General features: G+C 72.4%; 17 protein-coding genes. 6 read left to right on the forward strand and 11 right to left on the reverse strand.

Features of this window, described 5'->3' with window-relative positions; genetic code table 11:
* The first annotated feature begins 201 nt into the window (after nucleotides 1–201).
* Nucleotides 202–1,638, forward strand: a complete 1,437-nt coding sequence (locus ACFZBP_RS38565; protein WP_391420573.1) for a serine hydrolase — start codon at nucleotides 202–204, stop codon at nucleotides 1,636–1,638.
* On the opposite strand, the gene ACFZBP_RS38570 is transcribed toward ACFZBP_RS38565, so the two are convergent.
* The 7 genes from ACFZBP_RS38570 to ACFZBP_RS38600 form a co-directional block, all read right to left on the reverse strand.
* Complete coding sequence (locus ACFZBP_RS38570) at nucleotides 1,639–3,252, reverse strand: protein kinase (protein ID WP_391420575.1); 1,614 nt, start codon at nucleotides 3,250–3,252, stop codon at nucleotides 1,639–1,641.
* A 169-nt stretch (nucleotides 3,253–3,421) separates the two neighbouring features.
* Nucleotides 3,422–4,381 carry a pyridoxal-phosphate dependent enzyme gene (locus ACFZBP_RS38575; RefSeq protein ID WP_391420576.1) on the reverse strand — a complete coding sequence of 320 codons (960 nt, stop codon included), beginning with the start codon at nucleotides 4,379–4,381 and terminating at the stop codon, nucleotides 3,422–3,424.
* Nucleotides 4,382–4,530: 149 nt separating this feature from the next.
* The gene (locus tag ACFZBP_RS38580) at nucleotides 4,531–5,565 is read right to left on the reverse strand and encodes a polyprenyl synthetase family protein (RefSeq protein WP_391420578.1); all 1,035 of its coding nucleotides are present in this window, start codon (nucleotides 5,563–5,565) and stop codon (nucleotides 4,531–4,533) included.
* A complete protein-coding gene (locus ACFZBP_RS38585) occupies nucleotides 5,562–6,662 on the reverse strand; it encodes a tetratricopeptide repeat protein (RefSeq protein WP_391420652.1) in 1,101 nt (366 codons plus the stop codon). Before ACFZBP_RS38585 ends, ACFZBP_RS38580 begins: the two co-directional genes overlap by 4 nt.
* Before the next feature lie 205 nt (nucleotides 6,663–6,867).
* Nucleotides 6,868–7,545 carry an AIM24 family protein gene (locus ACFZBP_RS38590; RefSeq protein WP_383452670.1) on the reverse strand — a complete coding sequence of 226 codons (678 nt, stop codon included), beginning with the start codon at nucleotides 7,543–7,545 and terminating at the stop codon, nucleotides 6,868–6,870.
* A gap of 65 nt (nucleotides 7,546–7,610) precedes the next feature.
* Nucleotides 7,611–9,035: a CAP domain-containing protein gene (locus tag ACFZBP_RS38595; protein ID WP_391420580.1), complete on the reverse strand. Its 1,425-nt coding sequence runs from the start codon at nucleotides 9,033–9,035 to the stop codon at nucleotides 7,611–7,613.
* A gap of 120 nt (nucleotides 9,036–9,155) precedes the next feature.
* Nucleotides 9,156–10,424, reverse strand: coding sequence for a serine hydrolase (locus ACFZBP_RS38600; RefSeq protein WP_391420583.1), 1,269 nt, complete (start codon nucleotides 10,422–10,424; stop codon nucleotides 9,156–9,158).
* Between the two features lie 217 nt (nucleotides 10,425–10,641).
* Here ACFZBP_RS38600 and ACFZBP_RS38605 point away from each other — a divergent pair, with 217 nt between their 5' ends.
* From ACFZBP_RS38605 to ACFZBP_RS38620, 4 genes are read left to right on the forward strand one after another with little or no spacing between them, the layout of a single operon-like run.
* A complete protein-coding gene (locus tag ACFZBP_RS38605) occupies nucleotides 10,642–11,820 on the forward strand; it encodes an ROK family protein (RefSeq protein WP_391420585.1) in 1,179 nt (392 codons plus the stop codon).
* Nucleotides 11,821–11,852: 32 nt separating this feature from the next.
* Nucleotides 11,853–13,655 (forward strand): CBM35 domain-containing protein, encoded by a 1,803-nt coding sequence (locus ACFZBP_RS38610; protein ID WP_391420587.1) that lies wholly within the window; start codon nucleotides 11,853–11,855, stop codon nucleotides 13,653–13,655.
* Between the two features lie 41 nt (nucleotides 13,656–13,696).
* On the forward strand, nucleotides 13,697–16,060 hold the full coding sequence (locus ACFZBP_RS38615) for a glycoside hydrolase N-terminal domain-containing protein (protein ID WP_391420589.1): 2,364 nt from the start codon (nucleotides 13,697–13,699) through the stop codon (nucleotides 16,058–16,060).
* Nucleotides 16,057–17,271, forward strand: a complete 1,215-nt coding sequence (locus ACFZBP_RS38620; RefSeq protein ID WP_391420591.1) for a GDSL-type esterase/lipase family protein — start codon at nucleotides 16,057–16,059, stop codon at nucleotides 17,269–17,271. Before ACFZBP_RS38615 ends, ACFZBP_RS38620 begins: the two co-directional genes overlap by 4 nt.
* An 18-nt stretch (nucleotides 17,272–17,289) precedes the next feature.
* On the opposite strand, the gene ACFZBP_RS38625 is transcribed toward ACFZBP_RS38620, so the two are convergent.
* The 4 genes from ACFZBP_RS38625 to ACFZBP_RS38640 all read right to left on the reverse strand — a co-directional run bounded on the left by ACFZBP_RS38625 (nucleotide 17,290) and on the right by ACFZBP_RS38640 (nucleotide 21,242).
* A complete protein-coding gene (locus tag ACFZBP_RS38625) occupies nucleotides 17,290–17,652 on the reverse strand; it encodes a UBP-type zinc finger domain-containing protein (RefSeq protein WP_383452681.1) in 363 nt (120 codons plus the stop codon).
* A complete protein-coding gene (locus ACFZBP_RS38630) occupies nucleotides 17,649–19,094 on the reverse strand; it encodes an ATP-binding protein (RefSeq protein ID WP_391420594.1) in 1,446 nt (481 codons plus the stop codon). The genes ACFZBP_RS38625 and ACFZBP_RS38630 overlap by 4 nt, the downstream gene beginning before the upstream one ends.
* Nucleotides 19,091–20,767 (reverse strand): FAD-dependent oxidoreductase, encoded by a 1,677-nt coding sequence (locus tag ACFZBP_RS38635; protein WP_391420596.1) that lies wholly within the window; start codon nucleotides 20,765–20,767, stop codon nucleotides 19,091–19,093. Before ACFZBP_RS38635 ends, ACFZBP_RS38630 begins: the two co-directional genes overlap by 4 nt.
* 118 nt (nucleotides 20,768–20,885) lie before the next feature.
* Nucleotides 20,886–21,242 carry a VOC family protein gene (locus tag ACFZBP_RS38640; RefSeq protein WP_383452687.1) on the reverse strand — a complete coding sequence of 119 codons (357 nt, stop codon included), beginning with the start codon at nucleotides 21,240–21,242 and terminating at the stop codon, nucleotides 20,886–20,888.
* A gap of 62 nt (nucleotides 21,243–21,304) precedes the next feature.
* Between ACFZBP_RS38640 and ACFZBP_RS38645 the strand changes: the two genes are divergently transcribed.
* Complete coding sequence (locus tag ACFZBP_RS38645) at nucleotides 21,305–22,177, forward strand: universal stress protein (protein WP_391420599.1); 873 nt, start codon at nucleotides 21,305–21,307, stop codon at nucleotides 22,175–22,177.
* Nucleotides 22,178–22,195: the final 18 nt, after the last annotated feature.

The following is a 22,195-nucleotide window of genomic DNA, read 5'->3' on the forward strand; positions in this document are numbered from 1 at the left end:
CCGGTCTCGGCATCCTCCCCGGGCCTCGGCCTCCGGCTCCGGCCTCGGCATCGTCCCCGGCCCCGAAGTGCGAGTCGCGGAAACCCCGTCGGTCCCTGCCCGGGGCCCTGGTCTCGGCCTCCGGCCCCCGGCTCCGGCCCCGAGCCGCAGGCCGCGGAAAACCCCTCGGCCGGCACCCGGGGCTCGGGAGAGGATGCCAGCATGTCTGCCCGCCCGCTGCCCTCCAGCGACCCCGCCGCCCAGGGCGTCGACGCCTCCGGTGTCCTCGCCTTCCTCGATGCCCTCGACGCCGCACCCGACATCGAGCCGCACAGCCTGATGATCCTGCGGCACGACCGTGTCGTCGCGTCCGGCTGGTGGGCGCCGTACACGCCCGAGCGCCCTCATCTGCTGTACTCGATCAGCAAGAGCTTCACGGCGACCGCCGCCGGGATCGCCGCCGGCGAGGGGCTGATACGGCTCGACGACCCGGTGATCTCGTACTTCCCGGAGCTCGACGCCGACATCACCGATCCGCGCAGCCGCGCGATGCTCGTACGACATGTGGCGTCCATGGCCAGCGGACACGAGAGCGACACCCTCATGGAGGCGTACGGCCGCGATCGCGAGGACCTCGTCCGCGGCTTCCTCCTGATACCGCCGCCCCGCGATCCGGGGACCGTCTTCGCCTACAACCAGTCCGCCACGTTCACCCTGTCGGCGATCGTCCAGCGGGCGAGCGGTCAGTCGCTGACCGACTATCTGCGGCCGCGCCTGCTGGACCCGCTCGGCATCGGCGACATCGCGTGGCTGAGCGACCGCGGGGGCCGGGAGCTCGGCTTCAGCGGGCTGCACGCCACCACCGACGCGATCGCCCGGCTCGGCCTGCTGTATCTGCGCGACGGGGTGTGGGCGGGCGAGCGGCTGCTGCCCGAGTGGTGGGTGGCCGAGGCCACGCGCACCCAGATCCCGAACGTTGGCATCATGGGCGGGGAGGACTGGCAGCGCGGGTACGGCTTCAAGTTCTGGATGTCCCGGCACGGCTACCGCGGTGACGGCGCGTTCGGTCAGTTCTGTGTGGTGCTGCCCGAGCAGGACGCCGTGATCGCGACGACCGCGGACACCTGGAACATGCAGGGCCTGCTGAACCTGGTCTGGGAGCATCTGCTGCCCGCGTTCCGGCCCGCGGCCCTGACCGGCGCCGAGGAGGCGGACGCGGCCCTGGCGGAGCGGCTGACGGGCCTCGCGCTGCCGCCCGCCACCGGAGAGCCCGCACCGCCCGAGGACGCCGGCGCCTGGTCCGCGGCCGCGTTCAGCCCGGACGGCGGCGTCTGCGAGCACCTCCCGAAGCTGACCGCGATCGACCTCGCGCGGGACGAGAACGGCTGGGCCCTGACGCTCACCGAGGACGGGCACCCGCTGCGGCTGCCGCTCGGAGGCACCGGCTGGACCGTGGACGAGGGCCCGGTGCCCACCGCGGTGAGCGGCGGCTGGACCGACGCCGACACCCTCGTCGTGGACGTCGCCTTCCTGGAGACCCCGCACCACCTGGACGTGACCTGCTCGCTCAAGGACCGTACGTTCACGGCGCGTTGGCGCACCGACCCGTTGCACAGCCAGCCGCTGCGGGCGATGTGCGCACCGCGCGCGACGGTGTGATCAGCCCTCGGAGACCTTGAAGGTCCGCAGGACGACGTCGAGGGCCTCGCGGTTGTCGGCGTCGTCCCAGTCATCCGCCGGGGTCGTCCAGCGCAGCGAGTAGCCCCGGTGGTCCGCGATGAGGAAGCCGCGTCCGAAGGTACGCAGTCGGGTGCCGTCCCTCTCGGAGAGCCACTGCATGTCGGCGGCCTTGTACCCCTGGTACGTGGTCGCCTCGATGTCACCGATCCGCTCGAACTCGGCCTGCTCCGCCAGACCGGGCTGGACGTCGTCGCGCCAGACGGCGACGGGGTCCGGACCGAGGGCCTCGCTGTAGGTGACCGCCAGTCGGCGCGGATCGTCGTCGGCGCTGAAAGTCACCCGGTACGCCACGTCCCCGGCCCGCTGGGTGCGCACCGGGGTCCAGCCCTCGGGCAGGGCGACGGAGAAACCGTCCGGTGAGGTGTACGTCGTGTATCCCGGAGGCAGATCCGCCGCGCCCGAAGGCGACGCGGCCGTGCCCGACGGCGACGCGGTGGGCGTCCCCGGCTCCGTCGCCTCCTGGGTGGGGGACGCGCTCGGCGTGGGCGTCGGGGACGGCCCGGTCGGCGACCCCGCGGAGGTGGACGGGCCCGGCGCCGTGTCCGCCGCCGAGGAACCCGAGTCGTCGGGCCGTCCGCTGGTCACCACGAGGACCGCGGCGGCGACCGTGACGACGGCCAGGGCGGTGCCGAGGACCATGGCGCGTCTGCTCCAGCCGGGCGCCACGACGCGCCGGCCCCGCAGCCGGGGCGCCGAGTGGAGCGGGGTCTCGGGGTCCTCGTTGAGGACGCGGACGAACGCGTCCCGGACCACGGGCCGGCTCAGCCGCTCCCGGGAGTCCTTGCGCAGCAGCCCCTGCACGGCCTGGGTGAGCGGCCCGGACCGCACCGGGGCACGCAGTGGAAGCCGGTCCACGCCCTTCAACGTGGCCTCAGGCCGGTCACGTTCACGGTACGGCGGCCGCCCCTCGACCATCGTGTAGAGGATCGCGCCGAGCGCCCACAGGTCGGACGCGGGGCCGATGCGCTCGTCACGGGCCTGTTCCGGCGAGGCGTACGACGGTGCGGCGACCCTCGGGGCGAGGGTCGCGCCGGCCAGCCCGAAGCCGGTGACCACGACCGAGCCCTCGTCACGCACGAACACCTGGCCCGGACTCAGCTCGCCGTGGGTGATGCCCGCGACATGCGCGGCCTCCAGCACGTCGAGCAGTTCGAGGCCGATGCGGGCCGCCCGCACGTAATTGAACGTGCCCTGCTGGGCGAGGAGTTCGCCGAGTGGGACGCCGTCGATCCACTCGGTGACGGTCCACAGGCTCCCGGCCTCCTCGACCGCGTCCACGACCGTGGCGACCGAGCCCGGGCGCAGCAGCCCGATCCGCTCGGACGTGCGCAGGATGCGCGAGGTGGCCCGGCGCCCGTCGTCGGCGCCCGGGTCGTCGGGGAGCCCGATCTGGGTGAGGAGACACGGGCGCTCGGTCTGCGTGTCCTCGCCGTAGTAGCTGACGCGATTCGTCTCGCGATGGACGACATCGACGAGCCGATACCTTCCGGCGACCAACTCGGCTGTGGAGACGCGCGCCTTGACCATGGCCATCCCTCGTTGAACCCCTGGCTCTCATTTCTCACAGGAAGTACGGGAGGCGTGACGGGAAGCGTTCAACGAAATCCCCAACCAAAGGGCGTTTCTTTTCATTTGTTCCTGACGCACGAGTAAGCTGACGAAAAGTTAAGGGAATTGCGCCAGAACGCTTCAGCGGAGATCTTCAGCGGAGACCGAAATCCGCCGCCCAGCGCAGCACGTCCCCGGTCGTCGCGTTGCCCCCGCACACGACAAGGCCGAGCCGGGCACCGCCCCCGACCCGCGCCAGGACCTGCCGGGCCGCGGGCAGCAGACAGCCGGCGGCCGGCTCGGTCCATACCTTGGCGTGCTCGGCGAGATCGAGCACGCCTTGCACCGCCTCCCGGTCCGGCACCACGAGCACCTCGTCGACCAGGGCGGACACATGGTCGTACGTCAGCCGGGACACGGCCGGCGCGCTCAGCGTGGACACGATCGACGACAGCGCCACCGGCACCGGCCCGCCCGCAGCCAGCGCCTCGGACATGGCCTGCGCGCCCTCGGTCTCCACACCCCAGATCCGTACGTCCGGACGGCGGGCCCGCAGGGCGACCGCGACGCCCGCGACGAGCCCGCCGCCCCCGACGCTGACGATCACGTCCGTGAGCTCACCGGCGTCGTCGGCGAGCTCCAGCCCGACGGTGCCCTGCCCGGCGATCACCAAGGGGTCGTCGAAGGGATGGACGAGCGTCAGGCCCTCGTCCCGCAGCCGGGTGACGAGCGAGAACGCCCCGTCCATGTCGTCGGTCAGCCGCACCGACGCCCCGGCGCCCCGGGCGATCTCGACGGCACGGGCCGGCGCCGAACGCGGCATCACCACGGTGGCCTTCACATCGAGGGTGGCGGCCGTCATCGCGAGGGCGATCCCGTGGTTGCCCCCGCTGACCGCGACCACCCCCGCCGCCCGCTGGGCGTCGCTCAGCGACAGCAGCGTGGCCGTCGCGCCGCGCGCCTTGAACGAGCCGGTGCGCTGGAGGAGTTCGAGCTTCGCCGTCACCGGCGCACCGAGCAGTGCCGACAGGCCGGGGCTGGGCACGGTCGGGGTGTGTACGACGTGGCCGGCGATGAGGTCGGCCGCGGCCTCGACGTCCGAGATCCCGATCATGGCAGTCACCTTTCCGGCGTGGGGCGGGGTCCACGCCGTCTGGCACCCTGACTCGGGAGGTCGCCGCGGTCAACTCGGTTTCGCCGAGGGCGCCCGGACGACACGACGGTCACGTCGCCGGCCTGTGAACTGTGCTTTCACAGATCACTTCACAGATCGCGCCGGACCAGGAAGTCGAGCAGTGACCGCAGCTCCTCGATTGGCCCCGCCTCCAACGGCACATGCGCCAGAGCCGCCTCCACGGCGGTCACCTGGCGCCGTGCCTCCGCGAGCGCCGCCGAGCGCCCGCCCGCCTCCTCGACCAGCGCGGCCACCTCGCCGGGATCCGCGGCAGCCGACTCCAGCAACCCGGAGAGGCGACCCCCGGCGGTCGAGTCGAGCGCCGCCAGCACGGGGAACGTCTTCTTGCGCTCGCGCAGATCGCCGTACACCGGTTTCCCGGTGATGTCGGGATCGCCCCAGATCCCCAGCAGATCGTCCACCACCTGGAAGGCGACGCCCAGATGCCGTCCGGCGCGGTCGAGGGCGGTGACGGTCGCGGGCGGCGCTCCGCCGAGCAGGGCGCCCAGCGCGGCGGCGCAGCCCAGCAGGGCGCCCGTCTTGTGCTCGGCCGTCGCCCGGTACTCGTCCGGCCGCACACGCTCCGGGCCCGTCCAGGGCCGGGTGGCGAACAGCAGGTCGTCGGCCTGCCCGCGCACCAGGTCCTGCAGGGCCACGGACAGCAGCCGTACCGCCCGCGCGCCCGCCGGTGCCGTCGCGAGCGTCTCGACGGCCAGCGCGAACAGCGCGTCACCCGCGAGCACGGCCGGCCCCGTGCCGTACGCCTGCCACACGGTGGGGCGGCCGCGCCGGTACGTGTCGCCGTCCATGATGTCGTCGTGCAGTAGGGAGAAGACGTGCACCAGCTCCACCGCGACCGCCCCGGGCACCGCGACCCGCCCGGGCGCACCGGCCGCCTCGGCACCGAGCACGGCGAGGGCCTGCCGGATGCCCTTCCCGCCGGAGGCCACGGCCGGTGCGCCGCCCACCTCGCACCAGCCGAAGGAGTACGCGGCCATCTCACCGACCCACGGATGCGTCCGCCCCACGGCCTCCCGCAGCGCCGGCCGCACCAGGGCGCGGCAGCGGTCGAGGACGTGTCGGGCGTCGGCCGGCGCCTGGACCGCGGAGGGGAACGTCGTCACCGTACGACCACCGCCCCGGCACCCGCGCCGGCTCGCTCGCCGGCGCCTTCCGCGGCAGCGTCCGCGACCCCCGCCACGGCGCCGAACTCCTCCTGCGCCCGCGCCACCATCTCCCGCGCGTGCCGAAGCCCGATCCGCTCCAACACCACGGCCAACTCGGCCAGTTCAGCCGCGGTCTCGGCACGGTCGCGGCCCAGCCGGGCCCGTGACTTGACCAGCCCCAGCCGGGACAGCGCCTCCCCGCGCGGCTCGCTCATGGCACGGAACTCCGCCAGCGCCTGCTCGTACAGACCCCGGGCCTCGGCGTAACGCCCCGCCCGGTACAGGACGTTGCCGCGCATCTTGTGGTTGTAGGCCAGCGCGCTGGACAGCTTCATCGCACGGCAGCCGGCCTCCGCCTCGGACAGCAGCTCCAGCGCCCGCTCCGTGTCGCCGTCGCGTACGGACACGATGTCGGCGAGCCCGCGCAGCGCCCAGGCGTGGCCACGCCGGTCCTCGGCGCGCGCGGCGATCTCGGCCGCCTCCTCGAACAGGGCGTACGCCGTGTCGTACGAGCCGGTGTTGCGATGGATCTGGGCGATACCCTCCAGCGCCCACACGGTATGCCGCGCCTCGCCCCGCCGCCGGGCCTCGGCCAGCAGCTGCTCGTGCAGCCGGTGGACGGCCTCGTAGTCGCCCTGGATGCGGCCGGTCTCGGCGAGACCGGCGAGCGAGTAGCCGCGTACGACGACGTCGCCGCCGCGCTCACCGAGGTCCGCCGCGAGCTGGAGCAGCCGCCTGGCCAGCGGGAACGCGCCGCGCTGTCGGGCCAGCGTACCGCCGCTCCACAGGGCCCAGGCCATCGCCGCGGTGTCGCCGGCCTCCCGGGCGGCGCGGTAGCTCGCCTTCCACGCCCGCTCCGCGTCCCCGACCTGTCCGAGGCGGCGGTGCGCCTCGGCGACCGCGAGCCCCGAACGCGCGGCCTCGCCGTGCTGCCCGGCCCGCTCGGCCGCTCTCAACTGCTCGGTCCCGGCGGCCAGAACGTCCGTCAGCGAGGAGTTCACGGACAGCTTGGTCAGGGAGCCCTGGTACTCCGGGGCGAATGCCTTGCCGTACATCGATGCCTCTCGATCGATATACACGACGTATCTACCCTGTGTGTATAGATGGTGCGTATACATCACGGGTATACATGGCGTGTATAGAGCGTGGGAAACCAGCCCTGGCCGGAAAGGGCGGCCAGGGCTTCACCTGTTGTCGATCAAGACGTCGGCAGGGTGGACAGGGTTGCTCGTGAGGCGCAGATCACCTCACGGGGCGGCATCAGTGCTGCTGGGCCTTCTGTGGCGTCGCCTCGCTCGGCCGTACGACGACATGGCCCTGGCCCTCCAGCTTCAGCTGCACGGCCTCCCCGGAACCGCCGCGCAGCATCGAGCCGAGGGACTGCGAACGGTGCAGCGAGGTGTGCAGACCGGCGGTCCAGCCGACCACCGCGTCCGTGTCGACGTACACCGGGTACTGCGGCGAGACCGGGATGACGAGGGGGTTGCCCTCACACACCAGCCCGAGCTTGCCGTGGCCCGAGAAGACGCTGTTGAACAGGCCGCCGCCGGTGATGCCCGCACCCTTCACCGTCGCTATCCGGTACGACAGCGAGGCGTCGAAACACAGGACGTTGCGGCCGTTGACCGTGAACTCGTCGCCGGGGTCGACGTCGACGACGAAACAGTTCTGCGCCTCGTGCGCGAACCAGGCCTCACCCTGTCCGCGCACCGCCATCAGCGGCAGTCCCTCACCGGTCACGGCCCGCTTGAGCATGCCGCCCACGCCCTGGCCCTTGCGCTCGAACTGGAGGTTGCCGCGGTAGGCGACCATCGCGCCCTGACGGGCGTGCATCTCGCCGTTCACTGCGTACTTGATGCACTTGGCGTTCTCGATCGTCATGCCCGGCGCCGTGGCGGGCTGGACCATGTGCTCGCTGGAAAAGAGGTCACCCTTCATGCAGGCATCCTGTCCCGGACCGTTCCCTTCCGCCTAGAACGCGGCGTGCCGCGGTCCACCGGCGGTCAGCCGCCGAAGAGTTGGGTCCAGTAGGTGCCGGCCGGCCCGCCGCCCGCGAAGCCGATCCCTATGTGGGTGAAGTCGCGCTTGAGGATGTTGGCGCGATGGCCCGGGCTGTTCATCCAGCCCTCCACGACCTCGCCGGGGGAGCGTTGGCCGCACGCGATGTTCTCGCCGATCGCGCGCATCCGGGAGCCCGCGGCGGCGGCCCGGTCCCAGGGCTGGGTGCCCTCGGGCGAGGTGTGGGAGTAGAAGGCGCGGGCCGCCATGTCGGCGCTGTAGGCCTGAGCGGCGGTGGTCAGCGTGTGGTCGACCGACAGGGGACGCAGCCCGGCCCGGGCCCGCTCCCGGTTGGTGAGGTCGACCACCTCGGCCGCGGTGCGCGGCAGGTCGCCCGGCCCGAGCGGTCTGGCCCACAGCGCCGTCCAGTACGTGTCGCCCGAGCGGCCGCCGCTGACGTACGCCACGGCGGCGTGGATGAAGGCCGGGTCGTGCAGGGTGCGGCTGGGCTGGTCGCTGCGCAGGCAGTAGGCGATGAACTCGGCGGGAGTGCGGGGTCCGGAGACCAGGTGTTCGCCGACGGTGAGATACGCGTACCCGGCGCCGGTGACGCGCTGGTACACGGAGACACCGTCACGGCCCTCGACACCGAGCCGGCCTGCCGCGGCCATGGCGGCGACGTGGGCCTGAGCGGCGGAGGCGAGGCGGGCGTCGAGCGTGACGGGCGGTGAACCAGCGGCGGCACGGGCGGAGTTGGCCAGGCCGAGGAAGCCGTCGCGGTCGGGGAGCGGGGGGTGCGGCGCGTGCGGGGCGGTGACGGCGGACAGGGTCTGCACCGAGGGCCGCGCGGTGGGCATCGGCGGGGCGCCGGGCGGGCGGGCGGCAGTGGGTGCGGAGGAACCGGTGGGTGGGGGAGGGGCGGGTGTCCGCCGGGCCGGGGACGGCGTCGCGTCCTCGACGACGTCCACCCCGAAGTCGCGCGCGAGCCCCGCCAGCCCGTCCGCGTACCCCTGCCCGAGGGCCCGCAGCTTCCAGCCGCCGCCACGCCGGTAGAACTCCGCGAGCAGCAGCACCGTCTCCTGCCGTGGGCGCGGCGGGGCGAACCGGGCGACAGGGCGGCCCCCGGAGTCGGTGACCTGGAGCGCGGGGACGGGCAGCCGGCCCAGGGGAGTGCCGGGGTCGGCGGGACTGACGACCACCGTGACCCGCGTCGCTCCCGGGCGCAGGCGGGGCGGGTCGACGGTCAACGTGTCGCCGTGCAACCGGGCGCCCGGCGCGGACGGCTGGTTGTAGAACACGAAGTCGGCGTCGCCGAGGACCTTGCCGCTGTCGTCGGTGACGAGCGCCGACACGTCGAAGGGGCCGGGCACCCGGACGGTCACGCTGCCGCCCGGGAGGGGCAGATTGCCCCCGGGAACCAACTCGCTCATCGGGCCGTCCTGCTGGGTGGTTCGAGATCCGGTGGGGATGTCCGCACAACGCACACCGGATCTCGAGGGTTCCCGGCCGACCCGCTCCCTCAGTCCTCGTCAGGGTCCAGGGAGTCCTCGTCAGCGTCCAGCGGGTTTCCCGGAGCGATGTCCTCGCGCCGACTCGACGGGCGTGGCGGTCCGCCCCGACTTCTTCGCCTGCTTGCCGCAGAACGCCGACTCCAGCGTGGTCAGCATCGTGTTGTGCAGCGCGCCGTTGTTGGAGGCGTTGGCGAGCGCGGACAGAGCGCGCTTGCCGTCCTTCGACGCGAACGCGTACGTGTAGTACCCCTGCACGGCGCCCGTGTGGCCGTACACGGAGACCCCGCACGACAGGTCCCGGCGCCGCAGCCCGAGCCCGTACGCCTGCGTGCCGCCCGCCGGCACCCACCGCTGCATCTGGGCCAGCTGTGCCTTGGAGGTCAGCCGGCCGCCGAGCAGCGCCGACAGGAACGTGTTGAGGTCCCGCGTGCTGGAGATGACGGCACCCGCGCTCTGCGCCCAGGACACCGTCTGCTCGGTGGCGTCGACGAGCGCCGCGCCCGCCGCGTCCGGAGTGAGATAGCCACGGGTGTGCCGGCCGGGGATCTTCTTGCCGGGGTGCACATAGAACGTGTCCGCCAGCTTCAGCGGCTTGATGATCCGGTTCTGGTACTCGGTCCGCACCGAGTGCCCGGTCAGCTTCTCGATGAGCATCCCGGCGACCACGAAATTGGTGTTGGAGTAGGAGTACGCGCCGCCGGGCCCCGTGGTCCGGGGCTTGCTCAGGGAACGGTTCACCAGCTGCCGGTAGGTGAAGACCTTGCCGCGGACCGCCTCGAAGCCGGGAACCGTCCGCGCGAACATGTCGTTGGTGTAGTCGTACAGGCCGCTGCGGTGGCTGAGGACATGCCGCACCGTGATGCGGTCGTCGGGCAGCAGCCCCGGCAGATAGCGGTTGACCGGGGCGTCGAGCCTCAGCTTCTTCTCGTCGGCGAGTTGCAGCAGGACGACGGCCGAGAAGACCTTGGTGACACTGCCGATGCGGAACCGGTCGGCGTTGCTGATGGCGCGCCGCGCCCTGCGATCGGCGACACCGACGGCGGCCCAGTGGACCGAGCCGCGGTCGTCCAGGCGGGCGATGGCGCCGGGCGCGCCCTGCCGCTGCGCCGTGCGCAGGACGTTCCAGACCCCGGTGACGTCCGGGGCGGGCAGGGCACCCGCCTCGGCGGCGGCCTTGGCGGCTCCCCTGGCGTCGATCGCGGCGGCGCCGGGCTTCCCGGCCCCGGACACGGCGTGTGCGGGCACCGCCAGGAGCGACACCAGGGCCGTCGCCATCGCCGTACCCCTGACCACCGTTGCTGAGACCATCCGGCTTCCTCCGGTTCCTGTCGAGGTGTCGCCCATACGAGAACGATCACCTTCGTGCGGGGCAACCTTCTCGCATCCCGTCACATCGCCACAGACGACGCACAGTTGGACGGGCACGGATCACCGGGTAGGAGTCCTGGACCGCCGATCGGAACCCCTGTGAACGAATCCTGCTTCTTTTATTGACGGCGGAAAATAAGAGCCCTAGGTTCCGGGCATGTCCTCGACCCGACGCGCCGAGACGTTCCCGGCGAACACGCCGGCCGCCTCGCAGATCTTCACCACGGTCCTGTCCCACGGGCCGCTGACCCGACTCGAGGTGGCCCGGCGGGCCGGACTGTCCCCGGCCGCCGTCACCAAGGCGGTACGGCCGCTGATCGAGGCCGGCTATCTGGTGGAGGACGCGGACGAACCGGCCCGCCCGGCCCTCGGCCGCCCCGCCAACCCGGTACGGGTCGACGGGGCACGGGCACTGTTCATCGGCGTCAAGGTGACCGGCGACGAGATCATCGGCGTGCTCACCGACCTGTGCTGCCGCATCCGCCTCGCCCGGCACGCCCCGCTCCCGGACCGCGAGCCGAAGCAGGTCCTGGGCTCGGTCGCCGAGCTGACCGGCGAACTGCTCGCCGAGGCGGCCGACTCGGGCGTACCGGTCCTCGGCCTCGGCATCGCCGTCTCCGGTGACGTGGACCGCGGCGCCGGCGTCGTGCGCTACTCACCCTTCCTGGAGTGGCGGGACGTGCCCCTCGCCGAACTCGCGGCCGCGACCACCGGGTTGCCGGTCACCGTCGACAACGACGTACGGGCCCTCACCGTCGCCGAGCAGTGGTTCGGCGCCGGCGTGGGACTGTCCGACTTCGCCGTGGTGACGGTCGGCGCCGGCATCGGCTGCGGGCTGGTGGTGCACGGCCGGGTGGTCGCCGGCGCGCAGGGCGTGGCCGGGGAGATCGGCCATGTGACCGTCGACCCGGCCGGCCCGCCCTGTCACTGCGGCAACCGGGGCTGCGTGGAGGCCATCGCGGGGGACGCGGCGATCCTGCGCCGGATCCGCGAGGCCACGGGCGTGGACGTCGCCGACACCGCCGCCGCCGTGGAGCTGGCCCACCAGGGTGACACCGCTGCCCGCGAGGCCTACGCGCGCGCGGGCGAGGCGATCGGCCGCGGCATCGCCACCGTGGCCAACCTGCTCGGCCCCGAGCGGGTGATCATCTCCGGCGAGGGCCTCGCCGCCTACGACCTGTTCGCCGAACAGATCCGCGACGCGTTCACCGCGGCCGCGTTCGGCTCCGCCGCCCAGTGCGACCTGCGGACCCGCCCGCTGCCCTTCGAGGAGTGGGCGCGCGGGGCCGCGGCCACCGCGATCCAGTCCTTCATCAGAGCCGACCAGCAGCGGTAGAGCCGCTGCACCACACCCTGGAGGCACGGCCCATGCGGTCATCCTCGTACTCCGCCCTGCCCGCACGCACCCTGAGAGCCGTGGTGGTCCTGGCCCTCGCCGCCGGTGTCACCGCCGCCGTCCCCACCGCCCGCGCCGAGACCACCGCGCCCCCGGCCGCCACCTCGGTGGCCGCCAAGCCCTACATGGGGTGGACGAGTTGGACCATGCAGTCGTCGAAGTACCCGGGCCTCAACCCGAGAGGCGACTACAGCTACCTGTCCGAGGCGAACGTCCTCAAGCAGACCGACGCGATGGCCGCCAAGCTGAAGAAGTTCGGCTACGAGTACGTCAACATCGACGCCGGCTGGTGGATGGACTGGTCCTGGAAGCCGCGGTTCGACCGGTACGGCCGGCAGCAGGCCGACCCCGAGCGCTTCCCCAGCGGCATGAAGGCAGTCGCCGACCGCATCCACGCCAAGGGCCTCAAGGCCGGAATCTACCTCCCGGTCGGCCTGGAGAAGGGGGCGTACAACGACGGCAAGAACCCGATCTGGAACGCCGAGGGCTGCACCACCGGCGACATCGTCCATGACGACCTGCGCACCACCAACGGCTGGGACAGCGCCTACAAGATCGACTTCTCCGACCCCTGCGCCCAGAAGTACATCGACTCCCAGGCGCGGATGTTCGCCGACTGGGGCTACGACTTCCTCAAGCTCGACGGCGTCGGCCCCGGCTCGTCCAAGAGCGGCGACAACTACGACAACGTCCCCGACGTCGCCGCCTGGCAGCAGGCCATCAGGACCGCCGGCCGCCCGATCCACCTGGAACTGTCCTGGTCGCTGGAGTACGGGCACGTCGAGGACTGGAAGAAGTACTCCAACGGCTGGCGCATCGACACCGATGTCGAGTGCTACTGCAACACCCTGGTCAGCTGGGAGAACTCGGTCGACGACCGCTGGGACGACGCCCCCGCCTGGACCGACCACGCCGGCCCCGGCGGCTGGAACGACCTCGACTCCCTCAACGTCGGCAACGGCGAGATGGACGGACTCACCAAGGCCGAACGGCAGAGCTACGCCACCCTCTGGGCGATAGCCAAGTCCCCGCTGTTCACCGGCGACGACCTCACCAGGCTCGACTCCTACGGCCTGAAGCTGCTCACCGACCGCGAGGTCATCGCGATCAACCAGAGCAGCGCCCCGCCCGCCGAACCCGTCACCCCCTCCGACCCGCAGCAGGTGTGGGCCGCGAAGAACCCGAACGGCACCTACACCGTCGCCCTGTTCAACCTCTCCGACACGCCGGCCGCCGTGACCGCGCACTGGTCCACCCTAGGCTTCCAGGGCAGGGCCACGGTGCGCGACGTGTGGAACAAGGAGAACCTCGGCAGCCGCGCCGACAGGATCACCGAGGCGCTCCCCGCCCACGGCTCCCGCCTGTTCACCGTCACCCCGCGCGGCACGGCCCTCGCCTGGACCGCCCACGAGGCCGAGGCGGGCACCCTGAGCGGCAACGCCTCCGTCGCCGACTGCTCCGCCTGCTCCGACGACCGCAAGGTCGGCAACCTCTACACCGGCGGCAAGGTCACCATCCACGACGTCGTGGTGCCCAGGGCAGGCACCTACCAGATCAAGGTCGCCTACGTCAGCGGAGACTCCCGGTCGATCCTGGTGTCCGCCAACGGAGGCGGCGCCACCTCGCACAAGTTCGCGTCCACGGGCGACTGGGCCACGGTGAACAGCGTCCACGTGCCGGTCAGGCTGAAGGCCGGGGCCAACACGATCACCTTCGACAGCGGCAGCGGCTACGCGCCCGACATCGACCGGATCGACGTACCGAAGTCGTCCTGAACGCACCCACGGCGCCCGCCCACGACCGCCAGGAGCCCGCCATGGACACCACCCCCACCCCCCGCCTGCCCAGACGCGGCCTGCTCGCCCTCGCCGCCGCGAGCGGAGCCCTCACCGGCCTGCCCGCCTTCACAGCCTCGGCCGCACCGATGCGTCCCGCGAACACGCCCGCCAGTGAAGGGAGTTCACGCCACCTGCTGTGGTGGTCGGCCCCCGCCGACGAGCACTCCATGATCGAGCAGGGCCTGCCCGTCGGCAACGGCCGTCTCGGGGCCCTGGTCGCGGGCGACCCCGGCCGCGAACTCCTGCTGATCACCGACGCCACGATGTGGACCGGCGGCCTCAACGACACGCTCGACGCCGACGGCCAGTTCCCCTACGGCCGCGACGACTTCGGCTCCTTCACACTGCTCGCCCGCCTCACCGTCGACCTCCCCGACCACGACCTGTCCGCCGTCCACGGCTACCGCCGCACCCTCGACCTGGCACAGGGACTGCTGACCACGTCGTACACGCGCTCCGGCGTGAGGTACCGGAGGGAGATCTTCGCCAGCCGGCCCGACGACGTGATCGTCCTGCGCTTCACGCAGAGCGGCGGCGGCCGCCACACCGGCACCGTCGTGCTGGAGGGCACGCACGGGGAGGGTGCCGCGGTGTCGTTCGGCGCGGCCCTGCCGAACGGGCTGCGCTACGGGGCGGCCGTCACCGCGTACGGCTCCGGCGGCCGGGTCACCGTCAGCGGCTCGCGGATCGACTTCGCCGGGTGCCGGGAGCTCACCGTGGTGGTGAGCGGCGGCACGAACTACGCGCCGGTCGCGGCGAGGGACTACCGAGATCCGTCCCTCGACCCGCACCGCCTCGCCCGCACCAAGGTCCGAGACGCCGCCACCCACTCGGCCGGCACCCTTCTGCGCACCCATGTCGCCGACCACCAGGCCCTGTTCGGGCGCATGGACCTCGCGCTCGGCACCTCGTCCGCCGAACAGCGCTCCCTGGACACCTGGGAACGGCTCCGGGCACGCGCCCGGGACGGCGTACCCGACCCCGAACTCGAGGCGGCCTATGTGCACTTCGGCCGCTATCTGATGATCTCCGGGTCGCGCGGCAGCCTGCCCCTCGCCCTGCAAGGGCTGTGGCTCGACGGCAACGATCCCGACTGGATGGGCGACTACCACACCGACATCAACCTCCAGATGAACTACTGGATGGCCGACCGGACCGGTCTGTCCCCGTGCTTCGACGCCCTCACCGACTACTGCCTCGCCCAGCTGCCGTCCTGGACCGACACCACCCGCCGCCTGTTCAACGACCCGCGCAACCGCTACCGCAACTCCACCGGCCGCAACGCCGGCTGGACCGTCGCCATCTCCACCAACCCCCATGGCGGAGGCGGCTGGTGGTGGCATCCGGCGGGCAACGCCTGGCTGTGCGCCACCCTGTGGGAGCACTACGAGTACACCGGCTCGCGCGAGCACCTGGAGAAGATCTATCCGCTCCTGAAGGGCGCCTGCGAGTTCTGGGAGGCCCGGCTGCTCACCACCACCCTCCCCGGCACCTCGAAGGAGGTGCTCATCGCCGACAGCGACTGGTCCCCGGAGCACGGCCCGCTCGACGCCAAGGGCATCACCTACGCTCAGGAACTGGTGTGGGCGCTCTTCGGCAGCTACAGCACCGCGGCGGCCGAGCTGCGGACCGACCCGGGCCACGCGGCCACGATCGCCGCACTGCGCGGAAAGCTGTACCTGCCCAAGGTCAGCGAGACCACCGGCTGGCTGGAGGAGTGGATGTCCCCCGACAACCTGGGCGAGACCACGCACCGGCACCTGTCCCCGCTCGTCGGCCTGTTCCCCGGCGACCGCATCCGCCCCGACGGCTCGACCCCCGCCGACATCGTCGCCGGCGCCACCGCCCTGCTCACCGCCCGCGGCATGGAGAGCTTCGGCTGGGCCAACGCCTGGCGCGGCCTGTGCTGGGCCCGTCTGAAGAACGCGGAGAACGCCTACCGGCTGGTCGTCGACAACCTCCGCCCCTCGACCGGTGGCAGCAACGGGACGGCACCCAACCTCTTCGACATCTACGAGGCCGAACGCGGCCGGGGCATCTTCCAGATCGACGCCAACTTCGGTACCCCGGCCGCGATGATGGAGATGCTCCTGTACTCCCGGCCAGGACACATCGAACTCCTCCCGGCGCTCCCCGACGCCTGGGCCGGCTCGGGCTTCGTCGAGGGGGCCGCCGCGCGCGGCGGCTTCGAGGTCGACCTGCGCTGGCGCGACGGGAAACCGACCGAGGCCCGGATCCGCAGCGTCGGCGGCCGCACCACGACGGTGGCCTACGGCGAGGTGTCCCGCACGGTCACCCTGCGGCCCGGCGCCTCCGTCACGCTGTGGGACCTCGCCCGGTGAGGGCCGCGCTTGCGCCGGTGCTTCCGCTGGCGCTCGTCCTGCCGGCCGTCGTCGCCTGCCAGCCCCAGGCCGCCGAGGCGCCGGCCGAGGCCACCGCCGCGCCGAGCGGTGTCGTCACCTGGGCCGCGAGCGCCGACCGGATGGCCGACGGCGTCGCCGGCCGCAGCTACCGGCTCGTCGTGCACACCAGCGTCGGCGGCACCGGCGTCCGGGTCCGGCTCTCCAACGCCTTCGGGGACCGGCCGCTCACCCTCGACAGCGTCTACGCCGGCATCCAGAAGCAGGGCGCCGAACTGCGGCCCGGCAGCAACCGGCGCCTGACCTTCGGCGGCGCGCGCACGGTCACCGTGCCGGCGGGCCGCACCGTGTGGAGCGACCCGCTGCCCGGCAGGCTGCCCGCCGCCACCGACCTCGTCGTCAGCCTGCACAGCCCCGACGCGAGCGGCCCGTCCAGCGGCCACTGGATGGCACTGCAGTCGTCCTACGCGACCCAGGGCGACCACACCGCCGAGGAGAGCGGCGCCGCCTGGACCATCCCGACCGGCTCCTGGTTCTACCTCGACGCCGTCTCCGTACGCGCCCCCGAGGGCACCGGAGCGGTGGCCGCCCTCGGCGACTCCATCACCGACGGCTGGCAGTCCACCGCCGACCTGAACCGCCGCTGGCCCGACTACCTCGCCCGCCGCCTGCAGCGCACGGACACGGCCGTGAAAGGTGTCGCCAACGAAGGGATCTCCGGCAACAAGGTCCTCGCCGACGGCCCCGGCCAGAGCGCCCTGAACCGGCTGGAGCGCGACGTCCTGACCCAGCCCGGCGTACGGACCGTGTTCCTCTTCCAGGGCGTCAACGACATCAAGGCCCACACGGGCGTCACGGCCGACGAGCTGATCGACGGCTACCGCGAGATCGTCGAACGGGCGCACGCGGCCGGCAAGTGCGTAGTCGGTGCGACCATCGGCCCCTTCAAGGGCTGGCACGAATGGGACCCGGCCGCCGAAGCCGTACGCCAGAACGTCAACACGTTCATCCGCACCGGCGGCCTGTTCGACGCCGTCACCGACTTCGACCGCGTCCTGCGCAGCCCCTACGACCCCGCACGCATGCTCCCCGCCCTCGACGGCGGCGACCACATCCACCCCAACGACAAGGGAATGCAGGCGATGGCCGACGCCGTCGACCTGACCGCCCTCGACTGCGACAGCGACCGCTGAAGCCGCGCGGCCGGAACCTCAGCCGCGCAACGTCTTCGCCCAGTCCGCCGGCACCCGCCCCGCGGGCCCCGGTGCCGGCTGCTCGGCCGGATGGCTCACCGGCGCGGCCAGCTCCGGCCCCGACTCGTACAACTCGTTCGACGCGTAGTCCCAGTACCAGCTCTCACCCGGCTCGAAGCTCTGCACGAACGGATGCCCGGTCTCCCGGAAATGCGCCGTCGCGTGCTTCGCGGGCGAACTGTCACAACACCCCACGTGCCCGCACTGCGCACACCGCCGCAGATGGAACCACCATCCGCCGACCTCGTCGCACTCCACGCACCCGCTGCCGCTCGGCGGCACGCTCGGGTCGATGCCCTTGCCGCCCTGGTCGCTGGTCATGCGGACTCCTCCTCGGCCGACGTGAGCGGAAGCAGCACCTGGAAACGCGTGTCGCCCGGCTCCGACTCCACCTGAATGGTCCCGTGGTGCTTGTTGACGACGATCCGCCACGAGATGTCGAGACCGAGCCCGGTCCCCTCGCCCACCGGCTTCGTCGTGAAGAACGGATCGAAGATCCGCCCCCGGTGCTCCGCCGGAATCCCCACACCCGTGTCCCGGAACTCCACCAGCAGCCGGTCGTGGTCGAGGGCCGTCCGCACGGTCAACGTCCCTTCGCCGCCCGCGCTGCCGATGGCTGAGACCGCGTTGTCGATGAGGTTCGTCCACACCTGGTTGAGCTCCGCCGGGTAGGCCGGGATCTTCGGCAGCGTACGGTCGTACTCCTTGACGACCTTGATCTGCGGGCCGATCTTCGCCGACAGCATCATCAGGGTGCTGTCGAGGAGTTCGTGCACGTCGGCGTTGCGGAAGGGTGCGCGGTCCAGCTGGGAGTACTGCTTGGCGGCGTCCACCAGATGGGAGATGCGGGTCGTCGAGTCGTTGATCTCGTCCATCAACAGCTCGGTCTCCACGGTGTAGTTGAGCCAGCCGATCGCACTCGGCAGGATCTCCTCGTCCACCGCCGCCGCGACCTGGTCCAGCCAGTCCTCGTCGAGACCCGCCTGCACGAAGGTGGGCGCGATTCGCCAGCCTTCCTGGATGTCGTGGTCGTCCAGCCAGTCCGTGACGGCGTCCTCCCGGTCCGAGGCCTCCAGCGGGCTCAACGTCGGCGCCTTCGCGACCCGTTCGGCCGTGCGCTCCTGGATCTCTATCAGGTTGGCCATGACCTCCGGGGAGTACGAACCCTGCGCGATGATCGCCAGCTTGTGCCGCATCTTGCCGACGCGTTCCCGCAGCGTCGCGGTGGCCCGGACGGCCGCCGCCGCGGGGTTGTTGAGCTCGTGCGTCAGCCCCGCGGACAATGAGCCGAGCGCGAGCAGCCGTTCGCGCTGGTTGACGGCCAACTCGGTGCTCTTCTGGCCGAAGAAGAGACCTTCCAGCAGATGCAGGGCCATCGGGAACCACTCGCGGATCACCTCCGCGAACGTCTCGGCGGGCAGCACGAAGAACCGCGTCGGCTCCGTGACCCGCATCGAGCTGTTGTAGACCTGTGGCACCCGGTCCCCGAGATAGGCCTGCCACGCCCCGGAGTACACCCCGCGCTGGGAGGTCCGGTTGACCTCCACGTCGTCGCCGCCGACCCGCCGGGACAGCACGACGGTGCCCTCGACCATCACATAGAAGCAGGTCGCGGGATCACCCTCGGTGTACACCGGACCGGGCTCGAACCGCTCCACCCGCCCCGCGCTGCACAGCCTGCCGAGCTGCTCCGGCGTGAGCTTCTCGAACAGGAACAGCGCCCCGATCTCCTGCGGGTTGCACGGCATCAACTGCCCGCTCATGACTGCTCCAGATACCGGTGTACGAGCATCACGGCCATGGCTCCCTCTCCGACGGCGGACGCGACGCGCTTCGCGGACTCCGCGCGCGCGTCACCCGCCACGAACACCCCGGGCACATTGGTCTCCAGGTGGTACGGCGGCCGGTCCAGCTCCCAGCCGGCCGGCGGCCGCCCGTCGGCGGTCAGGTCGGGCCCGGCCAGGATGAACCCGCGCTCGTCCCGCAGCACCGTCGCGTCCAGCCAGTCGGTCAGCGGGGCCGCGCCGATGAACACGAACATCCACTGGGCGTCGACCAGTTCGGTCCGCCCGCTGTCCACGTCGCGCAGCGTCAGCCGCTCCAGATGGCCGGAGCCGTGCGCGGACTCCACGACCGTGCGGGTGCGCACCGAGATGTTCGGCGCCTCCTCGATCTGCTGGATCAGATAGTGCGACATGGACGCCGCCAGCGACTCGCCGCGCACCAGCAGCGTCACCGACTTCGCGCCCCGCGACAGGTACATCGCCGCCTGCCCCGCCGAGTTGGCACCGCCGACGATGTACACGTCCTGCCCCTGGCAGGCGGGCGCCTCCGTCAGCGCCGACCCGTAGTACACCCCGCAGCCGGTCAGGTCGTCGCAGCCGGGCGCGGCCAGCTGCCGGTAGGACACGCCGGTCGCCAGGATCACGCTGTGCGCGGCGACCGCCGAGCCGTCCGAGAACCGTACGATCCGGGCGGCGCCGCTGACCTCCAGCGCCGTCACCTCCCGCGCGGTGAGGATCTCGGCGCCGAACTTCGCCGCCTGCCGCCGGGCCCGGTCGGTGAGCTGGGCGCCCGAAACGCCGTCCGGGAAGCCGAGGTAGTTCTCGATCCGGGAGCTCTGCCCGGCCTGCCCGCCCGTCGCCGACCGCTCCACCAGCACGGTCCGCAACCCCTCCGACGCCCCGTACACCGCCGCGCCGAGCCCCGCGGGGCCACCGCCGATGACGACGAGGTCGTAGAACTCCGCCGTCGGCGTCGTGGCCAGCCCGACCTGCGCGGCCAGCTCGGGTGCCTCGGGCGCCACCAGGGGCGTGCCGTCCGGCGTGATCACCAGCGGCAGCCGCTCTCCGTCCTGCTCGGCGGCGGCCAGCAGCCGCCGCCCCTCGGGTTCGTCGGCCGAGTACCAGCGGTACGGGACCTGGTTGCGGGCCAGGAACTCCCGCACCTCCGACGACCGCGCCGACCACCGGTGCCCGACCACCTTGGTGCTGGGCACCGGCCGGTAGTCGCTGCGCCGCCACGCCTCCAGGAGATCGTCCAGGACCGGATACAGCTTCTCCTCCGGCGGATCCCACGGCTTGAGCAGGTAATGATCGAGGTCGACGACGTTGATCGCGTCGATCGCCGCGCTCGTGTCCGTGTACGCGGTCAGCAGCACCCGCCGCGCGCCCGGGTAGACGTCCAGGGCCTGTTCCAGGAACTCGATGCCGTTCATCTGCGGCATGCGGTAGTCGGCCAGGATCACCGCCACGAGATCGCCGCGCAGCTTCAGCTCGCGCAGCGCCTCCAGCGCGGACTCGCCGGACTCCGCCCGCACGATCCGGTACGACGCGCCGTAGCGCCGCCGCAGATCGCGGGCGACCGCCCGGGACACGCCCGGGTCGTCGTCCACGGTCAGGATGACGGTCCGCGCTGCGTCGGCGGCCTGTGCCATACGTCTCCCACCCCGGGGTCGGAACCAGGGCACGGCGTCTCCACGGCGCCGCGCCGACTCCGGCCCATCGTATGTTCGATCCGCCCGCTCTGCTCGGGCATGCGGGAGACGACGCTTCTCAGCCGCGCCGCGGGGCGAGCACGCAGAACTCGTTGCCCTCCGGATCCGCCAGCGTCACCCACGGCTCGTCGCCGCTCTGCCCGATGTCGGCGTGGCGTGCGCCGAGCGCGAGAAGGCGGGTGACCTCGGCGTCCTGGTCGTCGGGGCGGAAGTCGAGGTGCAGGCGGTTCTTCACCGTCTTGCCCTCCGGGACCGGCCCGAAGATCAGCCCCGGCATGCGGTCCCGTTCGGGCCGGATCTCGAACTCCTCGGCCGAGTCGTTCAGCACGACCCAGCCCAGCGCCTTCGCCCACCAGCGGCCGAGAGCCGCGGGGTCGGCCGAGTCGACGACCACCTGTTCCCACTCCAGAGCCATGGCCGCAGCGTAGTGAAGACTGGGCCCGGACGACGTGACCACGACACGAGGAGGCAGCCGGAATGACGCGCCCGATCACGGCAGGGGTGGACGGCTCGGAGGAGAGCCTCGCCGCTCTCGGCTGGGCGGCCCGGGAGGCGGTCCGCCGGGGGCTGGCCCTGCGGGTGGTGCACGCCTGGCGGTTCCAGTCCCACGAGGCGATCGACGCGGGGGACCCGGACACCCAGGTCCAGTGGGTGCGGGAGGGCCTGGCGGAGGTCACCCGCTCCGTCACCGAGCGGCACCCGGGCCTGGAGGTGACGACCGACGTCATCGACGACGGCTCCGTGGACACGCTGGTCGCGGCCGGGGCGGACGCCGAGCTGCTGGTGCTGGGCTCGCGGGGCCAGGCCGCGGTCGTCGGGTTCCTGCTGGGCTCCGTCGGACAGCAGGTGATCGCCGGGGCCAAGAGCCCCGTGGTGCTCGTGCGCGCCGGTGACGAGGCCTCCGCGGAGGCCGCCGGACGCGAGATCGTCGTGGGCCAGCACGGGGACGCCGAGGACAGCGCCGCCGCGCTGCGGTTCGCGTTCGAGACGGCGGCGGCACGCGGCGCGACGGTGCGCGCCGTACGGGCCTGGACGCTGCCGCCGCTGTTCGCCTACAGCCCGGCCTCCCTGAAGCTCCTCGACGAGGCCGGCGGGCTGGAGCCGTACGAGAAGCGGTCCCTGGGCGAGGCGCTGCGGCCGTGGCGGGAGCGCTTCCCCGACGTCCCGGTGGTCGAGCACGTCGAGATGGGCAGTGCCGGGCAGGTGCTGCTGTCGGTCGTCGGACGGGCCCAGCTGATGGTCGTCGGGCGCCGCGCCCGCCGTACGGCCGTCGGCGCCCGGATCGGCTCGGTCGCGCACGGCGTCCTGCACCACGCGCCCTGCCCGGTGGCGGTCGTACCGCCCGTCTGATCCCGTGCGGCCGAGCCG

Origin of the sequence: Streptomyces sp. NPDC008086 (assembly GCF_042957325.1) — a bacterium.
GTDB lineage: Bacteria > Actinomycetota > Actinomycetes > Streptomycetales > Streptomycetaceae > Streptomyces.